We start from the raw sequence: 20050 nt of genomic DNA, 5'->3' as shown, positions 1-20050 counted from the left end.
GGCGGCGTGCTCGGCCGCAAGATCAAGATCATCCAGGAGGACGGCGCCTCCGACTGGCCGACCTTCGCCGAGAAGGCCAAGAAGCTCCTCGTCAACGACCACTGCGCCGCCGTGATGGGCTGCTGGACCTCGGCGTCGCGCAAGGCGGTGCTGCCGGTCTTCGAGCAGTACAACGGCCTCCTCTACTACCCGACCTTCTACGAGGGCCTGGAGCAGTCGAAGAACGTCTTCTACACGGGCCAGGAGGCCACCCAGCAGATCCTCGCCGGCCTCGACTGGGTCCACAAGGAGAAGGGCGGCGACAGCTTCTACTTCATCGGTTCCGACTACATCTGGCCGCGCACCTCCAACAAGATCGCCCGCAGGCACATCGAGACCGTGCTCAAGGGCAAGGTCGTCGGCGAGGAGTACTTCCCCCTCGGCCACACGCAGTTCAACTCGGTCATCAACAAGATCAAGCTGACCAAGCCGAAGGTGATCTTCGCCGACGTGGTCGGCGGCTCGAACGTGGCGTTCTACAAGCAGCTGAAGGCGGCCGGCATCGACCTGTCGAAGCAGGTGCTGATGACGATCTCGGTCACCGAGGACGAGATCGACGGCATCGGCGGCGAGAACATCGCCGGGGCCTACGCCTGCATGAAGTACTTCGAGTCGATCCAGAACGAGAACAACAAGGCGTTCGTCGCCGCCTTCAAGAAGATGTGGGGCGAGAAGACGGTCATCGGCGACGTGACGCAGGCGGCCTATCTCGGCCCGTTCCTGTGGAAGATGGCCTGCGAGAAGGCCGGCTCGTTCGACGTCGACAAGGTGGTGGCGGCCTCGCCCGGGATCGAGTTCAAGGGCGCGCCCGAAGGCTACGTGAAGATCGACGAGAACCATCACCTCTGGTCGAAGACCCGGGTGGGCCGGGCCAAGCCCGACGGCCAGTTCGAGATCGTCTACACCAGCCCCGAGCTGATCAAACCCGACCCGTTCCCGAAGGGCTACCAGTGAGGCGCGCGGCCGGGTGATCCGGCGAGCGCGGGGAGACCGGGCCGAACAGCATCCCCGCAGGACATCGTCCCCCGCGCGGGCGACGCGGCTCAGCCCTCGCGCGCGTCCGACGACGGCGGAGCCGCGCCGCCGCGATGGGCGATGAGGTCGATCTCGACCAGGGCGTCATAGGCGAGCCCCGTCGTGCCCACGCAGGTCCGGGCCGGCAGCCGGTCGGGCGGGAAGAAGGACTTGTAGGTGTCGTTGAAGGCGGCGTAGTCGCGCTTGAACTCCGTCAGGAAGGCGCGCGCGACGACGACGTTCTCGAGGCCCAGACCGAGGCCGGCCAGGACCGTACCGAGATTGGCCATCACGTTGCGGGTCTGCGCCTCGATCCCGTCGGGCAGGACGCCGGGCCTGTCCGGGGTGTCGGGCATCTGGCCGGTGACGAAGACGAAACCGTCGACCTCGACCGCGTGGCTGAACGGGGCGACCGGCTGCGGCCCTCCGGAGACCATGTGAAACAGCATGGCCGACGAGGCTGAGTGGGGCTGCGGCACCGCGATCTCCCTTTACGACGGGCGCGACCTGCCCGATCTCCGTGCTCCAGGTCCGCGACCGTAAGGTCACGAGCGGGCCGGGGATAGTGTCGGCTCGGCGGCCGGATCCGAGCCGCCCCCGGCGGATCCCGATCACCCCGAAGCCGATCGTGCCGATCGCCGCTCGGGCCGGAGGAGGCCGGCCGCACGCGAACTGCGTGCGACGGCACGAACCATTCCCGAGCGGTGGACTGGCTTAGAAGACCCGCCGGATCTCCTCCGCGATCGCGTCACCGTCGGTCTCGAGGGCGAAATGCCCGGTGTCGAGGAAGGTGACGCGCGCCTCCGGGATGTCGCGCCGGAACGCCTCGGCTCCGGGCGGGACGAAGAACGGGTCGTTGCGGCCCCAGACGGCGAGCAGTTTCGGACGGCGCGCGCGGAAGAAGGCCTGGATCAGCGGGTAACGCTCGAGATTGCGCTTGTAGTCGAGCTTCAGCGTCACCTGCCGGTCGGCATTGCCCGGCCGCGCCAGGATGGCGGCGTCGAGCGTGTACGCCTCGGGCTCGATGCGGGACGGGTCGGCCACCCCGTGGACATAGGCGGCCTTGACGCCGTCGAGGGTCATGCGGGCCCGGATCGCCTCGACGGCGGTCTCGTCCGGCGCCGCCCAGTACGCCCGCAGCGGCGCCCAGGCCGCCTCGCCGAGCCCGTCGAGATAGGCATTGCCGTTCTGGGAGACGATACCGGCGACGCGGTCGGGACGGGCGAGCGCCAGATCCCACGCGACCGGCGCCCCGTAATCGAACGCGTAGAGGATGTAGCGGTCGAGGCCGAGCGCGTCGACGAACGCCCCCATCGTGCGCGACAGCGACGCGAAGTCGTAGACGTAGGCGCGATCCTCCGGCACCTGCGTGAACCCGAAGGAGGGCAGGTCGGGCGCGATCAGGCGGAAGCGATCGGCCAGCTTCGGCATGAGGTGCCGGAAGTAGAAGGACGAATTGGCGAAGCCGTGCAGCAGTAGGAGGACCGGGGCGTCCGGGCGGCCAGCCTCCCGGTAGAAGACGTCCACGCCGTCGGCCCGGACGGTTCCGTGGCGGACCTCTCCGGCCTGCGCGGGGCGGAGCTCCGCCCGCGCGGCCCCCACCCCCACACCCGTCGCCAGCACACCGCCGGCGAGAAGATGCCGCCGCGTCGCGCGGGCGAATCCGCGCCCGGTGACCTCATGTCCGTACTCGTGTCGCATCGTGGCGCGCCTCAGGCTGGCGGGACGGAACGCGTCGAGCTCGACGGCCGCCGGGTCGAACGGCGCGACCGCTGAGAGCGACGTCGGCACGCCTGACCGGGCCGCGGCCCGGACGCGCGGAACCGATGGCGGGACCATCATGCAGGGACGCGGCGCGGATCAGAACAGGGTGTCGCTGCAATTCACCCTTCCGCGCCGTGAAACGGTCGACGGGCGTCGCGGCGAAGTATCCGCTCACGAAAGTCCAGCGCTCCTCTCGAGGGTGTCGCGAAGTCGAGGAACGCCCGTACCTTGAGCGGGGCGGTCCCTGCCCGACCTGGACGAGGCGGATCGGGATCGGGTCGAGTTCGAACGGTCGCAGCACCAGCGCCTGCCGCCCCGCCACGACGAGGGGAGCCGCTCAACCTCGGCGTCCTCAGGAAGAAGACGGACGTGTGAGTCCAGCACGATCGCTGCTTCGAGCCACGGGACGGTTCTCGCCACGCTCCAAGGCCGGGCTTAGGATGGCCGTCCGAAGGGCGTCCTCGAAGACAGCTCAGGCCATCGACCGGAGGGTCTCGTCCGCGGCGAGCGCCCCGCAACTCGCGATGCTGTCGCCGTGGTGGCGCCCGCCATCAGGGTATCGGCGGCCTCCATGGCCGCGACGACCTTCTGCGCCTCCGCCGCGAGCAGGAACGCGGCATAGAAGGGGTTCAGCGTGACGGCTCCGGTCGGTCAGTCGCATGCGGCAACGCCGAGGCGAGGCCCCGGTCCCTGCGGACGCTGACGCGGGTCGCCACCCACGGGGCGGGCGGCGCGGTTCAAGCCTCAGCGATGAGGTCCTTGATGCGGGTGGCGAGCGTTTCCAGCACGAACGGCTTAGTCAGGACCTGCATGCCGGGGCGCAGGTAGCCGTTCCCGAGGACCGCGTTCTCCGCGTAGCCGGTGATGAACAGCACCTTCAGGTCGGGACGCCGTTCGCGGCCGGCATCCGCCATCTGCCGTCCGTTCATGCCGCCGGGTAGCCCGACGTCGGTCACCAGCAGATCGATGCGCACGTCCGACTGCAGCACCTTCAGTCCGGCGACGCTGTCGGCCGCCTCGATGGCGGTATAGCCCAGGTCCTCCAGCACCTCGGTGACCAGCATCCGCACCGAAGGCTCGTCGTCCACGATCAGCACCGTCTCGCCCTGGCGGGCCTGCCCCACCTCGGCGAGCCTTCGCGCGACCTCGTCCTCGTCGGCCTCGCCGTAGTGCCGCGGCAGGTACAGGCAGACGGTCGTGCCCTCGCCGACCTCGGAGTAGATCCGCACCTGGCCACCGGACTGGCGGGCGAAGCCGTAGACCATGGACAGGCCGAGGCCCGTGCCCTCGCCGGTGGGCTTGGTGGTGAAGAACGGTTCGAACACTTTGTCGACGAGGTCCGCCGACATGCCGGTACCGGTGTCGGTGACGCAGACGCTGAGGTACTGGCCGGGAGACAGGTCGTGCTGGCGGCCACCCGCCTCGTCGATCCACTTGTTCGCGGTCTCGATGGTGATGCGGCCGCCATCCGGCATCGCGTCACGCGCGTTGATGCACAGGTTGAGAAGCGCGTTCTCCAGCTGCCCCGGATCGATCAGTGCCGGCCACAGCCCCGAGAGCCCGACGACCTCGAGGTGGATCGATGGGCCGACCGTCCGCCGGACCAGCTCCTCCATGTCCTTGACCAAGCGGTTCACGTTGGTCGGCTTGGGGTCGAGAGTCTGACGCCGGGAGAAGGCGAGCAGGCGGTGGGTCAGGGCGGCGGCGCGCTTGGCCGCGCCCTGGGCGACCGTCATGTAGCGCTCGAGGTCGCCCATCCGTCCCTGGGACATGCGGGTCTGCATCAGTTCCAGCGAGCCGGAGATGCCGGCGAGCAGGTTGTTGAAGTCGTGCGCGAGGCCGCCGGTCAGTTGCCCCACCGCCTCCATCTTCTGCGACTGCCGCAAGGCCTCCTCGGTCCTGGCCAGCGCCTCGGCCTGCCGCTTGATTTCGGTCACGTCGCGCACCGACGAGTAGATGAGCCCGTCGCGCGGCACCGCGTTCCACGACAGCCAAAGGTAGCTGCCGTCCTTGCAACGGTATCGGTTCTCGAAGGTAAGCTGGGCCTCCCCGCGCGCCAGGCCGCCGGCTGCCGACACGGTCGCGGCGACGTCGTCGGGGTGGACGAAATCGAGGAACGGGCGCGCCTTCATCTCGGCGTCGGTCCACCCGAGGGTCCGGGGCCAGGCGGGGTTGAGGCTGACGAAGTAGCCGTCGAGGCTGGCCACGCAGAGCAGGTCGGACGACGCCTGCCAGATCTGGTCGCGTTCGGCGGTCCGGGCGGCGACCTGGCGGGCGAGGTCGGCCTCGGTCTGCGCCCGAACGGTCACGTCCTGCACGAAAACATGGAAGCCGTCGACGCGGCCGCCGGCGTCCCGGCGCGGGAGGTAGCGGATCTCGGCGACCCGGTGGCGCCCGTCGCGATGCGGCCAGTCCATCTCGAAGGTGACCGGCTCACCGCCGAGAGCCCGGTCGATGAAGGGTCGGCGTGCCGAGTACGCGTCCGGCCCGAGCAAGTCCCTGACATCCCGACCGACGATCTGCCCGGCCGGGACGAAGAACCAGTCGTCATAGGCCTCGTTGGCGAACCGGTAGACGTGGTCCGCGCCGATGAAGGCGATGAGCACCGGCAGGGCGTCCGCGATCAGGCGGAGTTCCCGCTCGCCGGCTTCGGCGCGCTCTTCGACCCGGCGCCGCTCGGTGATATCCGAGAAGAAGACGGCGACCCGGTTCGCCGCGGCATCGCCGGTCCGCAAGGCGCGCACGTCGAACCAGCGCCCGAACACCTCTGCGAAGTGCTCGAAGTGCGCGGGCTCCCCGGTCAGGGCGACGCGCCCGTAGGTGTCGAACCAGTGTCGCTCCAGGTTCGGCGCGAACTCGCTCACCCACTTGCCGGCAACGTCGGCGCCAGTCTGCCGCACGAAGGCAGGGTTGGCTTCGACGATGCGGTAGTCGACGGCGCACGCGCCCTCGAACCTGATCTCGATGATGCAGAACCCGACCTCGATGCTCTCGAACAGGGTCCGGTAGCGCGCCTCGTTCTCGCGCAGAGCGACCTCGGCGCGTGTGCGCTCCGTGACGTCGTGGCCCTCGACGAAGATGCCCGCGACCCGACCGTCCGCGCCAGCGACCGGCTGGTAGACGAAGTCGAAGTAGCGCTCCGTGGCCGGGCCGCCCGGGTCGGGTTGGAGGTCGAGCCTCGCGCCGGTCGCCCGGTGGGCTCGGCCGCTACGGAACACCTCGTCGAGCAGGTCGACGTAGCCCTGAGCGGCGGCCTCCGGCAGCGCCTCGGCGACGGTGCGGCCGGCCACGTCGCGACCGTCGACCATGCGCTGGTAGGCCGCGTTCGTCAGCGTGAAACGGTGCTCGGGCCCGCTGAGCAGGGCGACGAAGCTCGGGGCCTGCTCGAACATCTGCGCGAGGGAGGCCGAGTGCCCGCGCAGGCGCCGAACCTCGGCTTCCAGTTCCTCGCGGGACAGCGTTCCCGGGTCCGGTAGGGGTAGGTGCATGATCGCTCGACAGGTTCCGGCCGCATCGCTCGCGACGGGTCAGAAGACGCATTGGTTGTGGTGAGCGGCTCCGGCCCGGCGGGCGGGATACCGGCGAGATGTGTACCGCGCGGTCATGGAGCGTTGACCGGACCGGGGGGCGGATCGCCGATGGGCGGCGGAGGCTCGCCTCCCGGGCGCGGCGTGTCAGATTGCATGGTGAGATCCCCGGGGTGCGCCTGTCGAGCGGCGGACGTCAACGCGCACAGTTTCCGGCGGATGCGCCCTCGGCCGCCGCTTTCCACCTCGTTCAATCCCTTTACCCGAACGTTAGCGCCGCTCGTTGCCGCAGGGCGTCGCGCAGGGCCGGGATGCGGCCGGCCCGCCTGGCCGCGACGCGCAGGACCGCCTCGCGCAGGTGGCTTTCCAGGAACGGGCGGGCGACGGACGGGACGCCTCCCGGCAGGTCGCCCGGTCGCGGGGTCATCTGCGCCGAGACCGCGACCAGGGCCGCGTCCGGGCGGCGGAGGACCACCTCGCGCGCGGGGGCGAGGCCATCCACGGAACCCGGCATGCGGCCGTCGGTGACCGTCAGGGCGACCGCGCCGTCCAGCCGTTCGAGCGCCGGTGCGGCGTTCCCGGCCTCGACCACCTCGCAGCTCCCGGCTTCGGGGTGGTCGCAAACCTCCAGCCGGAACAGCATCTCGTCCCGGACTACCAGGGCCGTCGTCGGGGTCGGGCAAACGGTCGTGGCGCGCGGCAACGGTCGGGGCCGCCCTCCGTTGCGCCGCATCCTCAGCCGGTGGCCTGAAAATCGGTGAGCGCGGCCTCTATGACGCAGCTCACCCCCTCGGGACGGTAGTCGAGTGCGAGGCTGGCGCTGACCTGTGCCGTCAGGCCGCGCTCGATCAGGCGCGACCCGAAGCCCTTACGAGCCGGCGGCACGACCGGCGGGCCGCCGCGCTCGGTCCAGGCGATGCGCAGGCGCGGCGCCGCTGCCGGCCCGACCAGGGCGGCCTCGACCGTGACGGTCCCGTCAGGCACCGATAGCGCGCCGTACTTGACCGCGTTGGTGGTCAGCTCGTGCAGGGTCAAGGCGAGGGACAGGACGGCCTTTCCGCCGATCTCGACGTCCGGACCCACGAAGGCGACGCGGCGCCCCGCCGATTCCTGCACGCCGACGCCCTCCCGGACCACAGCCGCCAGAGAGGCGCTCTCGGCGGCGCCGCCGAGGAGCACGTCATGCGCCTTACCGAGGGCGACCAGCCGGCTGCCGAGGACCTCGCGCGCCGTGTCCATGTCGGCCGCGCCGCGCAGCGTCGAGGCGGCGATGGCCTGCACCATCGCCAGCAGGTTCTTCATGCGGTGCGAGAGTTCCTGGTTGAGCAGGTCCTGCCGTTCCTCGGCCCGATGGCGAGCGTCGATGTCGGCGACCGCCACGACAGCGCCGACGATCGTGCCGCTCTCGTCGCGCATCGGCACGCCGACGATCTCGATCCAGACCCGGGTCCCGTCGCCGCGCTGGTAGTGGCATTCGAGCGCCGCGTGTTCGGCACCCTCGCGGATGATCCGGCTCAACGGGTACTCGTTGGGCTCGACGCGCCGTCCGTCCTCGTGGAAGGCGACCCACTCCCCGTAGCTCTCGGCGTTCGGCGATGGCAGCACCGGGTGACGGAAGATCTCCTCCAGCCGGCGGTTGCCGCCGACGATGCGACCCGAGGGCGCTTCCGCGAACAGGATGCCCACCGGCACGGTATCGAGGACCGCCCGAAGCGACGCCTCACTCGCTTGCAGGGCCTGCCGCGCACGGTGCTGCTCCGTCAGATCGCGGGTGACCGTGCCGTAGCCGAGCAACTCGCCATTGCGGTCGCGGACCTGGAAGATGTTGTAGTGCACGGGTACGCCCGCGCCGGTGGCGAAGTTGCGGAAGTGCAGCTCGCCCTCCCAGAACCCGTCGCGCTCGGCCGCGGGAAGGACATCCGCGAGGATCCGGTCGTGCTCCCCCGGCACGAAGTAGTCGAGGATGCGGTTGGTCCGGGCGGCAAGATCGGGCAGCCCGACAAGCCGGCGGCCGGCTTCGTTGACGAAGTCGACCGTTCCGTCGGGTGCGGCGAGGCCGATGAAGTCACGCGACTGCTCGACGAGGGCGGCGAGCTTGCGCGCCTCCGCCTCCGCCCGGCGCTGGTCCTCGACGTCGACCAACACGGTCACGGCGGCCTGGATCGTACCGTCCGCGTCCCGCACGGGACCACTCGACACCTCCAGAGGCCGGACGAGGCCGGTAGCGGCGTTGCGATAATGCATCTCCTCGGCTCGCACGGTCTCGCCGTGACGCAGGGCCCGCAAGGTCGGATAGTCACCCGGCTCGTAGCGGCGCCCGTCGGGATGCTGCGCGCCATATGAGACGTAGCGGGCGTCGCCCTCGGTCCCGAGCCCGTGCCCGAGGAGTTCCTCGGCCCTGGCATTGATGACCGACGGCACCTCCGCCGTGGCGCCCGCTATGGAGATCCCGACCGGCGCCTGCTGGAAGACCGCGTGGAGCAGGCCGCGTTCCAGGGCGAACCGGCGCTCGCTCTCCCGCAGCGCGTCCTCCGCCTGCTTGCGTTCGCTCAGGTCGAGCATCGCGCCGATCATGCGCCTCGCGCGTCCTTCGGCGTCGCGGATGACGTAGCCGCGGTCGAGCACGTGGGCGTAGGAGCCGTCGGCGCGCAGGAAGCGATACTCTTCGGTCCAGGCCGTCCCCGCGCCGTCGATGACCGCGCGGATGGCGGAATCGATGCGGGCTCGGTCCTCGGGATGGATGTGCGCGATCCACCATTCGCCGGTCGGCTCGACCGCGCCGGAGGCATGGCCGTAGGCTTCGTTGAGGGCCTCGTTCCACAGGACGTGGTTCGTCGCCAGGTCCCAGTCCCAGATCGCGTCGTTGGTCGCCCGCGCGACGAGCCGGTAGCGCTCCCGGCTCTCCTCCAGCCGGGCGACGGCTTCCTTCTGCTCGGTCCGGTCGCGCAGGATCTTCACGAAGCCGATGGCGGCGCCGTCCTCGTCGCGCAGCGCCATCATCTCGCCGTTCGCCCAGAAGCGCTCGCCGTCGCGGCGCAGATGCCAACGCTCGTCGATGCCGCGGCCGTTCTCCATGGCGGACCGCATCTCCTTGTCGGGGATGCCGTCACGCCGGTCCTCGGGCGTGAAGAACGCGTCGGCAGGCTTGCCGCACATCTCCTCGGAGCGCCAGCCCAGGATGCGCGTCGCGCCGGAGTTCCAGTCGGTGACGCGGCCTTCGAGGTCCAAGACGATGATGGCGTAGTCATGCGCGCTGTCGAACACGGCCCGGCGACGGTACTCGGTCCGCGAAGCCTCGCTCCTGGCGGCGACCTCGCCCGCCTCGGCCAGGCCCGTGGCGACCGTCGCGGCGAAGACCGTGGCGGCCTTGAGGTCGTCCTCCGAGAAGGCGGCGGGCCGGCTCGACTGCAGCTTCAGGACGCCGACCATGGTGCCGCCGCGGCGCACCGGGACGAGGAGGCAGGAGCGCAGGCGCGAGCTCTCCAGCACGTCCCGCTTCGCCCGCGGGTCTCGGAGGACGTCCGGGAGGAGGAGCGGGATGCCCTCCCTGAGGCAGGCCCCGGCGAGGCTCCCCTGGACCGGGAAGCGGAGGCCGAGATGCGGCGTCAGGTCGGCGGTGACGGCGCGATAGACCAAGTCGTCGCCGTCGCGCATTTCGACCGCGCCGGCCTCCGCTGCCGGCACGGCACGCATGGCGCCGGCCAGGACCGCCCTGAAACTCGCGTCGAGATCGCCGCCGGTCGCCACGACCGCGGCGAGGGTCTCGGCGATGGCCGTACGCTGGCGCTCGCCCCGGTCGCGCTCGGCCAGGGCGCGGCGGAGCACCAGCTGGTCCACCACCTGTCGCGCGAGGCGCTCAAGATTCTCGACCTGGGCCGGTGTCAGCCCTCCCGGGCGGGGTGCGTGGTCGATAACGCAGAGGCTTCCCAGGACTTCGCCTCCGGGGCTTCGCAGCGGCGCGCCGGCATAGAAGCGCAGGTGCGGCTCGCCGGTCACCAAGGGGTTGCCGAGCGTGCGCGGGTCGAGCGTCAGGTCCGGGATCTGCAGCACGCCCGTTTCGGCGAGGACGAACTTGCACACCGAGCGGTCGAGGTCGGTCTCGCAGGGCGGGAAGCCGGCGCGAGCCTTGAACCATTGCCGGTCTCGGTCGAGCAGGCTGATCAAGGCCACTGGCGCGGCGCAGAGCTGGCGGGCGAGGTGGACGATGTCGTCGAAGCCGCGTTCGGGCGGCGTATCGAGGATGCCGAACGCCGCGAGCGCGAGAAGCCGCGCGTCCTCCTCGATCCGGGCGACAGGCATGACTTGGTTCACGGGCTCCCCTCCCGCACGACCGTCGATGGCGGCCGGAGTCTCTCGGGCTCGGCGACGTCGACGGCGATGATCCGCCCGCCGGGCGCGTAAACGGCGCCCATCACTTCCTCGAAGTGCCGCCGCACGGTGGCATGGCACTCGCAGGCTCCGGCCTCGGCGCGGGCGCGGTCCGGCAGCGTGATGCGCCCGTGTCCGATGCCGATCAGCCCTTCGCGCTGCATGCGGCCGAGGACTTCGGTCAGGTACGCTCGTCTCACGCCGAGCATGTCGGCGAGGAGCTCGTGGGTGACCGGCAGTTCGGCGGTGCCGATCCGGTCCTGCAGGGTCAGGAGCCAACGCAGGCAACGCCGCTCGATGGTATGGGCGGCGTTGCAGGCCACCGACTGCAGCACCTGGGCGAGCAGGCAGTCGGCGTAGCGCACGAACAGGTCGCGGATGCCCTTGGAGGCGTGCTTGGCCGCGGACAGACGCGCGGCATCGATCCGGATGACGGGCCCGCCAACCTGGACCACCGCCTGCCCGAACGCCGGCAGGTAGCCGTGGCTGACGACGCCGCCCATGGCGCCTTCTCGGCCTATCGTCGCGGTCTCGACCGACTTCCCGTCGATGAGCGGCACCACCAGGGTCACGACGCAGCGTTGCGCGGGGAAAGTGACGTGGCTGACGTCGTCGCCGGCGCGAAACAGCACGTCGCCGCGACTGACCTCGCGACGCTCGACGTGCGGGGCCAGCAAGGCGCGGTCGGCCGCGTTGAGGGCTTCGAGCAGCAGGTTGCCGTCGATGGAAGACGATTTTCGGGCAGTCACGAGAGCGGTCCGGGCTGGGGCGGCCGAATTGTCCAGTAGCGGACTTCCGGGCGCGAAGATGTCCGATATCTGACAACTGGCGGCGAAGTGACCGCCGCGGCACGGGATTTCAGCCGTCGATCGCCTCGACTAACGCCGACGGACAACGGACGGTGCGCGCCGGCGGGTCAGGTGAGCGCCGCGACGGACGGGATCGGCCCCGACACGACGGGGGCCGGCAGCCGAAATCGGAAGGTGGTTCCCCGGTCGATGGCGCTCGTCACGGTCAGCACGCCCCCCTGGCGCTCGACGAGGTCCCTACAGAGCAACAGGCCGAGCCCGCTCCCACGCTCACCCGCCGTGCCGTTCGTCGTCGTCCGCCTGTCCAGGCGGAACAGGTCATCGACCTTGCCCGGCGGCATGCCGATGCCGGTGTCGGTCACCGAGATCTCGACCTCGTCGCCGTCGCGCCGACCGGCCACCGTGACGGTTCCGCCCGGCAGCGTGAACTTGACCGCGTTGCTCACGAGGTTGCGCAGCACCGTGGCGAGCATGTCCCGCTGTGCCCGAACGACGACCCGGTCGCACGTTACCACCAGGCCGATGCCCTTATCGGCGGCAGCCTCGGACGCACCCTGCATCACCTCGGCCGCCAAGGCGTCGAGACCGACGTCGGTCAGGGCCACCGCCATCGTGTCCATCTGCAGGCTCGCCCAGGAGAACAGGCTTTCGAGCAGGTCATAGGCCTGCGTCGCCGCCTCGTGGATGCCCTTCGCCCGACGTTCCACGGACGCGGGGTCGCGCGCCGCGACGGCCTTGCCCAGCACCTCGGACAGGCCGAGCAGCGCCTGGAACGGATTGCGCAGGTCGTGGGCGATGATCGAGAACAGGAGGGACTTCTGCCGGTTCAGCGTGTCGAGTTCGAGCGACTTCGCCTCCGCCTCGCGCCGCGCCGCGGCGAGCTCCGCCTGGAAGGCTTGTCGGGCCTCGGCGTAGCGGATCGCACGGGCCAGGCCGGAAGGCGTGACCTCGGCCTTGTCGAGGTAGTCCAGCGCCCCCGCCCGCATCAGCCGGGTCGCGAGGTCCGGGTCGGCCTCGCCGGTCAGCATCAGCACCGCCCGCGCCTGCCCCTCGGCCGCCAGCAGCGTCCTGAGCAGCGCGAACGTGTCGATGCCCGGCAGCCGGTAGTCGAGCAGCACGCAGTCGAAGGTTTCCTCCGCGGCGAGGCGCAGGCCCTCGTCGCCTCCCGGCGCCTCTGTCAGCGAGTGCTTGAGCCCGGACTTGGCCAGCGCCCGGCGCACGGCCGCCCGGTCGACCGCGTCGTCGTCGATCAGCAGGATGCGGGTCGGGGTCGTCACGGGGGCGGCTACGCCGGGAACTCCACGACCTTCCAGTAATGCTCCAGCAGCGCGACCGCCTCCATGAAGGTGTTGGCCGGGTCGCGCTTGACGATGTAGCCGGCGACGTTGTGCCCGTAGGCGCGCATCCGGTCCTCGTCGGCCTTCGACGTGGTGATCATGAACACCACCGCCGAGCGCAGGTCCTCGTCGGCGCGCACCGCCTCCAGGAACTCGATGCCGTTCATGCGCGGCATGTTCAGGTCGAGCAGGACCAGGTGCGGCTTGGGCAGGCGCTCGCGCCCGTTCTCGCCGCGCAGGATCTCCAGGGCCTCGATGCCGTCGCGGGCGACCGTGATCGGGTTGCCGATCTTGCTCTTCTTAAAGGCGCGCTTGAGTCCCTGGACGTCGACCTCGTCGTCGTCGACCAGCAGGATGTTAACCGTCGAACCCATCCGTCCGCCCCTTCCCGCCGTCGAGCGGCCACGTGAAATGCACCGCCAGGCCACGCCCGTCGGAGCCGTCCGCGAGCCAGACCTTGCCGCCCTGCCGGTCGACCAGCTTGCGCACGATGGCGAGCCCCATGCCGCTGCCCTCGACCTCGTCGCGGGGCTTGAGCGTCTGGAACATGCCGAACACGCGTTCGCGGAACTGCTCGGGGATGCCCGGCCCGTCGTCGGTCACGACGAACTCGACCGCGCCCCCCGAGGGTTTGGCCTCCACCCGGATGTGCCCTTCGGCCGGCCGGTCGTGGTGCTTGATGGCGTTGCCGATCAGGTTCTGCAAGGCCTGGGTGAGGGGCGCCCGGGGGGCCTGTATCGTCGGCAGGGAGGCGTCTGCCGAGATGGTGAAGCCCTCGGGTGGGCTGACCAGGACGGCGAGCTCCCCGACCAGCGCCCGGGTGTCGACCGTGTCCATGGTCGCGTCCGCCCTTCCCGCCCTGGAGTAGGCCAAGAGGTCGTCGAGGAGGCTGTCCAGCCGACGCACGCGGCTCTTGAGGAGCTCCATGTTCGTTTGCACGTCGCCGGTCAGCGAGCCTTCCAGATCCTCCTCGATCCACCCGACGAGGTTCTCGATGCCGCGCAGGGGCGCCTTCAGGTCGTGGGAGGCGACGTAGGCGAACTGCTCCAGTTCCTCGTTCGAGCGGCGCAGGTCGATGGCGTGACGGGCGAGCCGGCGCTCCAAGCCCTTGCGCTCGGTGATGTCGGTGTTGGTCCCGAACCAGCGCAGGATGCGTCCGTCGGATCCGCGATGGGGTTGTGCCAGCGACAGGAACCAGCGGTACTCACCGTCGGCGCCGCGGAGCGGGAAGGTATCCTTCCACGGCTCGCCGGTCCGGAACGCCTCGCTGATGCGTCCCACCACGCGCTCGACGTGGTCGGGGTGATGGACGTCGCGCCAGCCCCATCCACGCATCTGCTCGATGGTGGTGCCGGTGTAATCGTACCAGCGGCGGTTGTACCAGATGATGTCGCCGTTCGGCTCGGCCACCCAGGCCATCTGCGGCAGGGCGTCGGCCAGCGCGCGAAAATCGTCCGCCGTCAGGTTCGCGGCTCGCTCCACCCAGCTCTCCTTCGTCGAGGCGGCGGGTGAGACGGTGAAGAACAACTCTTCCCGATCGGGAACCGGCGCGGGCGCCAAGTGGGACTGGAAGGCGGCGGTGGCAAGGCCTGCCGACGCGTGACCGGATTCACCGATGCTCGCCACCTCAGCATCGCCTCGACGACGACGATCTCGAACGATCGGACGACGCGGACCCGATGCGCGACGGGACGCGGGCCATGAGGCGCCGCCCGTTGGATGAGGCTGCTGAGCGGGAGGATCGCGTTGAGGCGGTGGGCGACCTCGCGGCCCGCGAGCCTCCCTGCGCCAAACCCTACCGTCCCGGCGCGCGGCCAACGCATCCGCCCTACGGAGCGGCGCGCACTGGCAGCTGCCATGCTTCATCTGCCGGGGTGAAAGAGCGGGCGGACTGGGTGCCTGTCCGGCCATCTCAGAAACTGGGGCGCGTTGCGACCCGCTGTGTTCGCTCGACCTGCAACGATCTCGCCGCTGTCGCGCGCGTTTCCTGTGTCATCGCATGGACTTGAAGGAGTCCCCGACCCGAGGGATGGCTCGAGGCAGCTTTGTGAGGGCAGGCTTCCGGAGGCGGCGGTGGGCCGCGATGGCGTTCCCCCCGAGACGCTCAATACGCGCTCCGTTGTTCTCCCGCAAAAGGATGAGCTGTATCGGCTTGGCAGCCTTCAGGGCCGCCAAGTGATCGGATAGCTGGCGCACGAACGTCTACGGTGGCGGTGCTGCCTTGGCGGGCTTCTACGACCGCGTTGGCTCGGTGAGAGGCCGCCCGCTTCGAACTGGGCTTCGCCGAAGCAGTTCCGCTGTCGACCCTATTACGGCGCGCCGGATCGGCAGCACACGCAGCACCAGACAGTCAGCTTCGCGCCCCTCCCGGCCATTCCGCTGGACTGGAAGACGTTCCGCAAGCGGACGCCCCCACGTGCGAACAGCCATTCGCTGACCCGATGCCGAGAGGACGGGTTGGAGGACGCAGCGGCAAGCCGATCGTTGTCGGCGATGAACGCGCCGACCGCTCCTCCCTTCGATCGCGCCGCCCGCTCTTCAGGATGACATCGAGGATGGAAGCGGCCCTGCCATCATGAACAGGCGTTCTCGACCTTTGAGAAGATGGTCGTCTCAAGGGCGATGGGGTTGTCCTCTGCCTTCGGCTTGGAACACCGCTCGACGGCATGAAAGACCGCGTGGATCTCCTCGGCCGTTTCCTCGTCGGCGCGCACGAGACGCCCGGTCCAGGCCGTGATCTCCTGCGGCGACGACGTGCTGGTCACGAAGCCGATGATGTCGCCCTCGGCCGTGCCGACGAGGATGCGGCTTCGATGCGTCTGCGCAGGGCCGGGATTGGCGGCGGTGTAGGTCCCGGAGACGGCCTCGCCCATCTGGAGGAGGCGAAGTTCCGCGCCTGCTCGGCTCCGCCAGACACCATCGAACATCGTTGCCCAAGCCCGCCGACCGAGCGGCCGCTCGCACGGCCTATCACAAGCGATATAGCAGATTTGATATAACGAAGGCGCGGGCCCGGCAATGCTCGGGCGCGGTCTGTGTCCCGTGAGGCTCTGCGTGCGGCCTCGCTACCAAAGGACTTCGTGCGGATGGAACCGCACGACGTCGCCCGGCACGACCTCGGTCCGGTTATCCTCCAGTTCCACGAGGCCTTCGGTCTCGGTGAGCGATGACAGCATGCCCGCGCCGTCGCGCTGGAACTTCCGGACTTCCCAGGTGCCGTCGGCGTCCCGGGCGAGGCTGACCCTGACGAACTCTCTGCGGCCCGCTCGCTTCCGGTAGGAGAAGGCCGCCCTGGCGGTGAACCCGCGCGGCGGCGCGTAAGCCTCGCCGGCGAGCCGGGCGAGGAGCGGCCGCACGACGAACAACAGGGTGACGTAGACGGCCACCGGGTTGCCCGGGAGGCCCAGGAACGGCTTGCCGTCGATCATGCCCATCGCGACCGGCCGCCCGGGCTTGATTCCCAGCCTCCAGAAGACGAGGCGCCCGATGGTCTCGACGGCGGTCTTCACGTGATCCTCGTCACCGGTCGACACGCCGCCCGAAGTCAGGATCACGTCGTGCTCGGCGGCCGCCGCCGAGAGCCTCGCCGCGAGCGCCGTCGGGTCGTCACGGATGACGCCGAGATCGCTCGCCGCGACGCCCATCCGCCGGAGAAGCGCGAGCAGCAGGACGCGGTTCGAGTCGTAGATCGCGCCTGGTCTCAAGGGCGCCCCCGGCTCGACGAGCTCGTTGCCCGTCGAGAACACGCCGACCCGTAGGGTGCGGCGAACCTTCAACGTGCGCAGGCCGACCGCGGTCGCCAGAGCCAAGTCCTGCGGCCGGAGACGCCGGCCGGCCGCGATGATCGACGAGCCCTTGGCCGCGTCCTCGCCGGCGTCGCGGCTGTTGGCGCCGCGCTTCAGCCCGAGCGGCAAGGACACCCGGCCGTCGGGCAGGACGTGGACGTCCTCCTGCATGAAGACGGTGTCGGCCTCGGCCGGCATCGGGGCCCCGGTGAAGATCCGGGTAGCCGAGCCCGCCGCCGACACGCCCTCGGACGACCCGCCGGCCGCGACGACCGCGCCGACCGGCAGCACCGTCGCATCGGAGGCGCGCAGGTCCGCGAAACGGACCGCGTAGCCGTCGACGGCCGAGTTGGGGAACGGCGGGACGTCGATGGGCGCGACGCAATCCTCGGCCAGGATGCGTCCGTCGGCGTCCTGGACGGGAACGTCCTCGGTGCCGACGACCGCTACGAGCCGCTCGCCGAACAGGGCGTGCGCGTCCTCGATGGTCATCAGGGGGCCGCCGAACGCGAAGCAGTCGTCGCTGAGCTGGGCCATCCGGCTAGAGCCTCCCGAGGACGTCTTCGAAGGGAACGGCGACGTCGAGCATCAGCCCCGTCACCGCCTCCGGGTCGTTCAAATCTACGACGGGAATGCCCGAGGCCGGAAATCCGACGTCGCTCGCGATGCCCACGATGGTGGGGTCCAGAGGATGGAGGGGCGGGCGGCCGTTCTCGGCGCGATGGACCTCGAGCTTGGGGATCGGCTCCCGCTTGTAGCCTTCCACGACGATGAGGTCGCAGGGGCTGATCCGCCGCAGGAGCTGAGCCAGGGTCGCTTCCGCCTCGTCCCGCAGCTCGTGGACCTGGGCCCACCGGCGGCCCGACGACACGAGCACCTCGACCGCCCCCGCCCTGCGGTGCTCGTACGAGTCCTTCCCGGGCCAGTCTGTGTCGAAGTCGTGGTGGGCATGCTTGAGGGTCGCCACCTTCACGCCGCGGGCGACGAGCACGGGGATGGCCCGAACCAGCAGGGTGGTCTTGCCAGCCCCGCTCCACCCGGCAAGTCCGATCACGCGCATGCCGGACACCTCTGACCGCCTCCCTCGCGACGTTTCCACTGCCCCGCACGATGTCTCAGAGCAAGCGTCAGCCACGCCGTCGGGGCGCGTGACCCCGCCTCACGCAAATTGAAACGACTTCAAAAACGATATAACACCTCCGCTATAACGGCTGCCATTTGGTATGCCACGAGCGAACGCCACGCCAACGGACCCGAACGGGCACGCCATGCACGACTCCGACCTTCCCTTGATCGCGCAGGCATGAGCATGAGCGACGCATCCTCTGCGGCGGACTGGGCCGCCATCGTGACGGACGCCTACTGCGCCGACGCGAAGCCGCCGCTCACGCAGGAGCTCGCGGACCGCGTTCGCGACGCGCTCGCGGGGACGATCGCTTCCTCGACCGCGGACGCCTCGAAGTCCCTGATGGACCGCCTGAACGCCACCCTCGACGCGTTCGAGATCGAGCTTCGCTCCGTCGTCGGGCCCAGGATCACCTCCCTGGACGCGGCGACGGGAGCCGTCGCGATGGAACATCGGTCCGAGGCCGGCCAGCCGCTTCGGGCCTTCGGCGGCCAGTAAGCCCCGACCGTCAGGACGCCGCGACTAACCGCCCCAGCAGTTGGAAATCAGATATCGCATGAGTGAGGCACCGGGGACCGTCAGAAACTTCTCGCATCCCGGCCGGGGGCGAAACAAGGCGCGCAGCGTACCCAAGGGTCGCCAGGTCGAGCCGCGGGCGAAGGTCGAGATCGAGGAGCTTCTCGGCTCCCGCTCGCGCCAGCGCGACCTGCTCATCGAGCACCTCCACCTGATCCAGGACACCTTCGGCCAGATCAGCGCCGAGCACTTGGCGGCGCTGGCCGACGAGATGGCCCTGGCCTTCGCCGAGGTCTTCGAGACCGCGACCTTCTACGCGCATTTCGACGTGGTGAAGGAGGGTGACGCCGCCATCCCGAGGCTGACCGTCCGGGTCTGCGACAGCATCACCTGCGCGATGTTCGGCGCCGACGAGTTGCTGGAGACGCTCCAGCGGGAACTCGCCTCCGACGCCGTCCGCGTCGTGCGCGCGCCCTGCGTCGGCCTGTGCGACCACGCGCCCGCCGTCGAGGTCGGGCACAACTTCCTGCACAAGGCCGACCTCGCCTCCGTGAGGGCCGCGGTCGAGGCCGGCGACACACACGCCCATGTCCCGGACTACGTGGATTACGACGCCTATCGGGCCGCCGGCGGGTACGCGACCCTGGATCGGCTCCGCAGCGGGGACCTTCCGGTCGACGACATCCTGAAGGTGCTCGACGATGGCGGACTGCGCGGCCTCGGCGGCGCGGGCTTCCCGACGGGGCGCAAGTGGCGCTCGGTGCGCGGCGAGCCCGGGCCCCGGCTGATGGCGGTCAACGGGGACGAGGGCGAGCCCGGCACCTTCAAGGACCAGCTCTACCTCAACACCGACCCGCACCGCTTCCTCGAAGGCATGCTGATCGGCGCCCACGTCGTCGAGGCGCCGGAGGTGTATATCTACCTGCGGGACGAGTACCCCATCTCCCGCGAGATCCTGACGCGCGAGATCGCGAAGCTCCCCGAGGGCGGCCCGCGCATCCACCTGCGCCGCGGCGCCGGCGCCTATATCTGCGGCGAGGAATCCTCGCTGATCGAGTCCCTCGAGGGCAAGCGCGGGTTGCCGCGGCACAAGCCGCCGTTCCCGTTCCAGGTCGGCCTGTTCAACCGTCCGACGCTGATCAACAACATCGAGACGCTGTTCTGGGTCCGCGACCTGATCGAGCGGGGCGGCGACTGGTGGAAGAGCCACGGCCGCAACGACCGCGTCGGCCTGCGCTCCTACTCGGTCTCGGGACGCGTGAAAGAGCCGGGGGTGAAGCTCGCCCCGGCCGGCCTCACCATCCAGGAGCTCATCGACGAGTATTGCGGCGGCATGGCCGACGGCCACACCTTCGCGGCCTACCTGCCGGGCGGCGCGTCGGGCGGCATCCTGCCGGCGTCGATGAACGACATCCCGCTCGATTTCGGGACCCTGGAGAAGTACGGCTGCTTCATCGGCTCTGCCGCCGTCGTGATCCTGTCGGACCGGGACGATGTGCGCGGCGCCGCGTTGAACCTGATGAGGTTCTTCGAGGACGAGAGCTGCGGGCAGTGCACCCCCTGCCGTTCGGGGACCCAGAAGGCCCGCATCCTGATGGAGCAGGGCGTCTGGGACACCGAGCTCCTGGGCGAGCTGTCCCAGTGCATGCGGGACGCCTCGATCTGCGGCCTCGGCCAAGCCGCCTCGAACCCGCTCAGCAGCGTCATCAAGTACTTCCCGGACCTGTTCCCCGCCCCCCGCGCCGCGGCTGCCGAGTGAGGCAAC

General features: G+C 70.0%; 15 protein-coding genes and 1 pseudogene. 4 read left to right on the top strand and 12 right to left on the bottom strand.

From position 1 onward, the window contains the following. Positions 1-993 (top strand): transporter substrate-binding protein (locus ACTJK8_RS26910; protein WP_440762808.1); only part of this gene is annotated, 993 nt, incomplete at its 5' end. An 89-nt stretch (positions 994-1082) separates the two neighbouring features. Here the strand turns inward: ACTJK8_RS26910 and ACTJK8_RS26905 are convergent. The 9 genes from ACTJK8_RS26905 to ACTJK8_RS26865 all read right to left on the bottom strand — a co-directional run bounded on the left by ACTJK8_RS26905 (position 1083) and on the right by ACTJK8_RS26865 (position 14340). After that, entirely contained in the window at positions 1083-1502 is a 420-nt protein-coding gene (locus tag ACTJK8_RS26905) for a RidA family protein (protein WP_024827482.1), read from the bottom strand. A gap of 265 nt (positions 1503-1767) precedes the next feature. Beyond that, positions 1768-2754, bottom strand: a complete 987-nt coding sequence (locus ACTJK8_RS26900; protein ID WP_043074997.1) for an alpha/beta fold hydrolase — start codon at positions 2752-2754, stop codon at positions 1768-1770. Positions 2755-3554: 800 nt separating this feature from the next. Beyond that, the gene (locus ACTJK8_RS26895) at positions 3555-6305 is read right to left on the bottom strand and encodes a hybrid sensor histidine kinase/response regulator (protein WP_012329893.1); all 2751 of its coding nucleotides are present in this window, start codon (positions 6303-6305) and stop codon (positions 3555-3557) included. Positions 6306-6603: 298 nt separating this feature from the next. Further along, a complete protein-coding gene (locus ACTJK8_RS26890; RefSeq protein ID WP_012329892.1) occupies positions 6604-6987 on the bottom strand; it encodes a hypothetical protein in 384 nt (127 codons plus the stop codon). A 92-nt stretch (positions 6988-7079) separates the two neighbouring features. Continuing rightward, positions 7080-10643, bottom strand: coding sequence for a PAS domain S-box protein (locus ACTJK8_RS26885; protein ID WP_051516199.1), 3564 nt, complete (start codon positions 10641-10643; stop codon positions 7080-7082). Between the two features lie 8 nt (positions 10644-10651). Further along, positions 10652-11461, bottom strand: a complete 810-nt coding sequence (locus ACTJK8_RS26880; RefSeq protein WP_012329890.1) for a Crp/Fnr family transcriptional regulator — start codon at positions 11459-11461, stop codon at positions 10652-10654. A gap of 167 nt (positions 11462-11628) precedes the next feature. After that, positions 11629-12798, bottom strand: coding sequence for a hybrid sensor histidine kinase/response regulator (locus ACTJK8_RS26875; protein ID WP_012329889.1), 1170 nt, complete (start codon positions 12796-12798; stop codon positions 11629-11631). An 8-nt stretch (positions 12799-12806) separates the two neighbouring features. Next, complete coding sequence (locus ACTJK8_RS26870) at positions 12807-13232, bottom strand: response regulator (RefSeq protein ID WP_012329888.1); 426 nt, start codon at positions 13230-13232, stop codon at positions 12807-12809. Beyond that, positions 13216-14340, bottom strand: coding sequence for a sensor histidine kinase (locus ACTJK8_RS26865; protein ID WP_041373065.1), 1125 nt, complete (start codon positions 14338-14340; stop codon positions 13216-13218). Before ACTJK8_RS26865 ends, ACTJK8_RS26870 begins: the two co-directional genes overlap by 17 nt. Positions 14341-14757: 417 nt before the next feature. On the opposite strand from ACTJK8_RS26865, the pseudogene ACTJK8_RS26860 reads away from it, so the two are divergent. Then, positions 14758-14867: pseudogene (locus ACTJK8_RS26860) on the top strand (IS5/IS1182 family transposase); the annotation flags it as partial. A 564-nt stretch (positions 14868-15431) separates the two neighbouring features. Here ACTJK8_RS26860 and ACTJK8_RS26855 read toward each other — a convergent pair. From ACTJK8_RS26855 to mobB, 3 genes are all read right to left on the bottom strand, one after another. Beyond that, the gene (locus tag ACTJK8_RS26855) at positions 15432-15785 is read right to left on the bottom strand and encodes an avidin/streptavidin family protein (RefSeq protein ID WP_076729952.1); all 354 of its coding nucleotides are present in this window, start codon (positions 15783-15785) and stop codon (positions 15432-15434) included. Between the two features lie 138 nt (positions 15786-15923). Further along, positions 15924-17180, bottom strand: coding sequence for a molybdopterin molybdotransferase MoeA (locus tag ACTJK8_RS26850; protein WP_440762807.1), 1257 nt, complete (start codon positions 17178-17180; stop codon positions 15924-15926). A 4-nt stretch (positions 17181-17184) separates the two neighbouring features. Next, complete coding sequence (gene mobB / locus ACTJK8_RS26845) at positions 17185-17703, bottom strand: molybdopterin-guanine dinucleotide biosynthesis protein B (protein WP_012329884.1); 519 nt, start codon at positions 17701-17703, stop codon at positions 17185-17187. Positions 17704-17952: 249 nt separating this feature from the next. Here mobB and ACTJK8_RS26840 point away from each other — a divergent pair, with 249 nt between their 5' ends. Both ACTJK8_RS26840 and ACTJK8_RS26835 read left to right on the top strand, forming a co-directional pair. Beyond that, the gene (locus tag ACTJK8_RS26840) at positions 17953-18267 is read left to right on the top strand and encodes a hypothetical protein (protein ID WP_012329883.1); all 315 of its coding nucleotides are present in this window, start codon (positions 17953-17955) and stop codon (positions 18265-18267) included. 58 nt (positions 18268-18325) lie between these two features. Beyond that, positions 18326-20044: an NAD(P)H-dependent oxidoreductase subunit E gene (locus ACTJK8_RS26835; RefSeq protein WP_012329882.1), complete on the top strand. Its 1719-nt coding sequence runs from the start codon at positions 18326-18328 to the stop codon at positions 20042-20044. Positions 20045-20050: the final 6 nt, after the last annotated feature.

Source organism: Methylobacterium sp. 22177 (assembly GCF_052045615.1).
Classification (GTDB): domain Bacteria; phylum Pseudomonadota; class Alphaproteobacteria; order Rhizobiales; family Beijerinckiaceae; genus Methylobacterium; species Methylobacterium radiotolerans.
Note: the sequence above shows the minus strand (reverse complement) of the source record. Positions and strands in the feature narration are given on the sequence as shown.

Bases quoted from the DNA above. Each gene is read 5' to 3' on its own strand.
- ACTJK8_RS26905 (WP_024827482.1), bottom strand. From the start codon at position 1,502: ATGCTGTTTCACATGGTCTCCGGAGGGCCGCAGCCGGTCGCCCCGTTC.
- ACTJK8_RS26900 (WP_043074997.1), bottom strand. From the start codon at position 2,754: ATGCGACACGAGTACGGACATGAGGTCACCGGGCGCGGATTCGCCCGC.
- ACTJK8_RS26895 (WP_012329893.1), bottom strand. From the start codon at position 6,305: ATGCACCTACCCCTACCGGACCCGGGAACGCTGTCCCGCGAGGAACTG.
- ACTJK8_RS26890 (WP_012329892.1), bottom strand. From the start codon at position 6,987: ATGCTGTTCCGGCTGGAGGTTTGCGACCACCCCGAAGCCGGGAGCTGC.
- ACTJK8_RS26885 (WP_051516199.1), bottom strand. From the start codon at position 10,643: ATGCCTGTCGCCCGGATCGAGGAGGACGCGCGGCTTCTCGCGCTCGCG.
- ACTJK8_RS26870 (WP_012329888.1), bottom strand. From the start codon at position 13,232: ATGGGTTCGACGGTTAACATCCTGCTGGTCGACGACGACGAGGTCGAC.
- ACTJK8_RS26855 (WP_076729952.1), bottom strand. From the start codon at position 15,785: ATGTTCGATGGTGTCTGGCGGAGCCGAGCAGGCGCGGAACTTCGCCTC.
- ACTJK8_RS26850 (WP_440762807.1), bottom strand. From the start codon at position 17,180: ATGGCCCAGCTCAGCGACGACTGCTTCGCGTTCGGCGGCCCCCTGATG.
- mobB (WP_012329884.1), bottom strand. From the start codon at position 17,703: ATGCGCGTGATCGGACTTGCCGGGTGGAGCGGGGCTGGCAAGACCACC.
- ACTJK8_RS26840 (WP_012329883.1), top strand. From the start codon at position 17,953: ATGAGCGACGCATCCTCTGCGGCGGACTGGGCCGCCATCGTGACGGAC.
- ACTJK8_RS26835 (WP_012329882.1), top strand. From the start codon at position 18,326: ATGAGTGAGGCACCGGGGACCGTCAGAAACTTCTCGCATCCCGGCCGG.